General features: G+C 69.4%; 5 protein-coding genes and 1 pseudogene. All 6 read right to left on the reverse strand.

Annotated elements, in window-relative coordinates:
- A pseudogene (locus ACFSL4_RS30715) lies at positions 1 to 543 on the reverse strand (radical SAM family protein); the annotation flags it as partial.
- Between the two features lie 189 nt (positions 544 to 732).
- Positions 733 to 993, reverse strand: a complete 261-nt coding sequence (locus ACFSL4_RS30720) for a hypothetical protein (protein ID WP_381090081.1) — start codon at positions 991 to 993, stop codon at positions 733 to 735.
- Positions 986 to 1,255 (reverse strand): hypothetical protein, encoded by a 270-nt coding sequence (locus tag ACFSL4_RS30725; protein WP_381090084.1) that lies wholly within the window; start codon positions 1,253 to 1,255, stop codon positions 986 to 988. Before ACFSL4_RS30725 ends, ACFSL4_RS30720 begins: the two co-directional genes overlap by 8 nt.
- Entirely contained in the window at positions 1,252 to 1,389 is a 138-nt protein-coding gene (locus ACFSL4_RS30730; protein WP_381090087.1) for a hypothetical protein, read from the reverse strand. Before ACFSL4_RS30730 ends, ACFSL4_RS30725 begins: the two co-directional genes overlap by 4 nt.
- Positions 1,390 to 1,612: 223 nt before the next feature.
- Positions 1,613 to 1,987: a hypothetical protein gene (locus ACFSL4_RS30735; protein WP_381090089.1), complete on the reverse strand. Its 375-nt coding sequence runs from the start codon at positions 1,985 to 1,987 to the stop codon at positions 1,613 to 1,615.
- 103 nt (positions 1,988 to 2,090) lie between these two features.
- The gene (locus ACFSL4_RS30740) at positions 2,091 to 2,240 is read right to left on the reverse strand and encodes a hypothetical protein (RefSeq protein ID WP_381090092.1); all 150 of its coding nucleotides are present in this window, start codon (positions 2,238 to 2,240) and stop codon (positions 2,091 to 2,093) included.
- Positions 2,241 to 2,663: the final 423 nt, after the last annotated feature.

The following is a 2,663-nucleotide window of genomic DNA, read 5'->3' on the forward strand; positions in this document are numbered from 1 at the left end:
CCGCCGGACCCTGCGCGGCAGGCCCGCGTACGCGGGGCCGATGCCGTACTCCTGGGCCAGTTCGTGCACCTGGCCGGTGATCCGGCGCTGGTACCACTTCGGGGCGTAGGTGCCCTCCGCGTACAGCCGTTCGTAGCGTCGTACGAGATGCGGGTGCCGGCGTTCCAGCCAGGCGGTGAACCACTCGCGGGCGCCCGGGCGCAGATGCAGCACCAGCGGGGTCACCGAAGTCGCCCCGGCTGCGGCGATCACCCGTACGGTGTCGCGTAGTTGGGCGGGGTGGTCGCTGAGGAACGGGATGACCGGGGCCATCAGGACGCCGCAGCCGATGCCGTGTTCGTCCAGGGTGCGTACGACGTCCAGGCGGCGCTTTGGCGCCGGGGTGCCCGGTTCGACGGTGCGCCACAGCTCCTGGTCGACGAAGCCGACGGAGACGGAGACGTCGGTGACCTCGGACGCCTGCTTCAGCAGGTCGAGGTCGCGCAGGACGAGCGTGTCCTTGGTGAGGATCGAGAACGGGTTCGCGTGGTCGCGCAGGGCCGTGAAAGTCGGGCCCGACCAGCGGTCGCAACGCCGGAAGGGCCCTAGGGGATCACCTGACTCGGAGGTCAACCCCATGGCCCATACCGTACCCACACCCGCACGCCCCGACGAGCGGTGCGGTTACGCGGTCCAAGAACGGCGTGCCGCCCCATGATGGGGACTATCTGATGATCACGGCAACACGGTCCGTCAGGTCGAAGGTCCGTCGACGAACACCGCAGCGATCTCCGCGTACAGCTTCCGGCGCCGCTGCTGCTCGGCGAGAAGGTCCCGTTCCAGCTGCTCCAGCTCGGCGCGGAACTCGGGGTGTCGGCGGATGCGGCGGGCGACCTGGTCGAGGCCGGCCTCGATCTCACCATCGAGCCACTGGGGAAACGGCTTGCTCAGGTACGGCACCGGCCGCTCCTGGTCGTCGTGGGTGATGCCGAACTCGGCAGGCTGCTCAGGCATGGTTGGTGGTCCCTTTCGGATCGTGGTCGGGAGTGAGCTGGCCGGGGTCGGCCAGCTCGGGGCAGCCGTCGCGGTGGTCGACGACGATGGCGAATCCGGTCGGGCCGGGCCGGGGTTGGGCTCGGCCGCCGCAGTGCGGGCAGCCGGCGGCGGCGAGCAGGAGCGCCAGGCCGGCCGCGTCCTCGGCGTGGTCGACGACCAGGAGGGCGCGCCGGACGCCGGGTGTGCGGCGCGGCCGGTTCGGCTTCTGGCGTCCCATCATCGGTCCTCTTCGGGTACGGGGAGGCCGAGTGCGTCGGCGATCTCGCGGTAGACCGCAAGACGCGTCTCCCGCTCGGCGCCGAGCCGCTCGTAGAGGTCCATGAGGCGTTCGACGGCGCGCTGAAGGACGGGCACCTGGTCCTCGATGGCGTGCAGGGCCGCGGCACCGACGTGCTGGCGCCGTCGTCGTGGTGCCGGTGGGGCTGGCGCCGTTGCGGCGGGTGTGGAGGGGGAATCTCGTGGGACAGCCGCGCGTGCGCGCCAGGGTCAGGTGATAGACCACCCCGGCCCGCTTCTCCTGAGGTAAGTCCTGGATCTTCCTGTTCTTCCTGTGGGCCACGTTCAGTGTGGTGCTTCGTCACGCTGAACGTGGTGCTACCGGCACGTTCAGCGTGGTGCTATCGCGCAGGACGTTCAGCGCGTACTTCGCGGGCCGGTAGTGCCCGGCCGCCTCCACGACCTTGATCGCCTTGACCTTGGTCAGCTCCTTGACGGCCCGGTCGACACTCGCGAACGCCGCGCGCCGCTCCTTGATCACCTCGGGGTCGTCGTCGTTCGGAGGAGGGGCCATCCGCCCAAGGGCAAGGGCGAGCGATTCCCGACCGCCCCAGAAGCACGGCGGGTTGTCCTCGTCCTTCGCCGTCACGGCCATGAACACCAGGGCACGGAAGGGCGCGTGCGGCAAGGAAGCCCATCGGGCGTACACGGCCTTGACCAGTCCCGCGCCCATCATCGGCCCGTCCTGTCAGTCCGAGCCGCTACCGTGGAATCGCAGATGCCGCCACGCATCAACTCGGGGGCCGCCTGTGCCGGGTGGCCCCTTCGGCTGTCCAGGGTCATGCCGGGTCGCCTCCGTCCTCGGAGGAGCGGGCGGCGGCGATGCCAGGGGCCAACAGCGCAGCGAGACGGGTGCGCTGCGCGGCACTCAGCGGCGGGGCTGCACGAATGACCTTGCGGATGTAGTCCTCGATGTTGGCTGCGGCCAACTCGGCGCGCAGCTCGCTGACATCGGCGTCAGGATCTTGCCGAAGGGTGCCTGCAAGGCATTCCGCGCAATCTTGGCACGCGAAGGCATAGTGGCGGGCTCCCGGTTCATGGAGACGTGGGCACGTCACCGCGATGGCCCGGCCCGTTCGATGTGGGCCTGGCCTGCGGCTATGAACGCGGGAGCCTAAGCAATTGGCTGGATGAGAACTGCCGGACCGACGCAAGTCGCTGGAAGCCCCAACCGCTTGATCGACAAACCCAACGTGATCTCTGGTGAGTTGGCCGCTCAATCATGATGTCCGGGTGAGCCTTGTCACAGCCTGAGGTCGTGGCTAGCAGCCGGTATGTGCCGCTAGGGGGTGTTTCGAAAGTCCTGTGCGGTGCCCGCGGTGTCCGGTGCGTGCTCTCGGCGTGCCGGACGA

The sequence above is a fragment of the Streptomyces caeni genome (genome assembly GCF_042678285.1).
GTDB lineage: Bacteria > Actinomycetota > Actinomycetes > Streptomycetales > Streptomycetaceae > Streptomyces > Streptomyces caeni.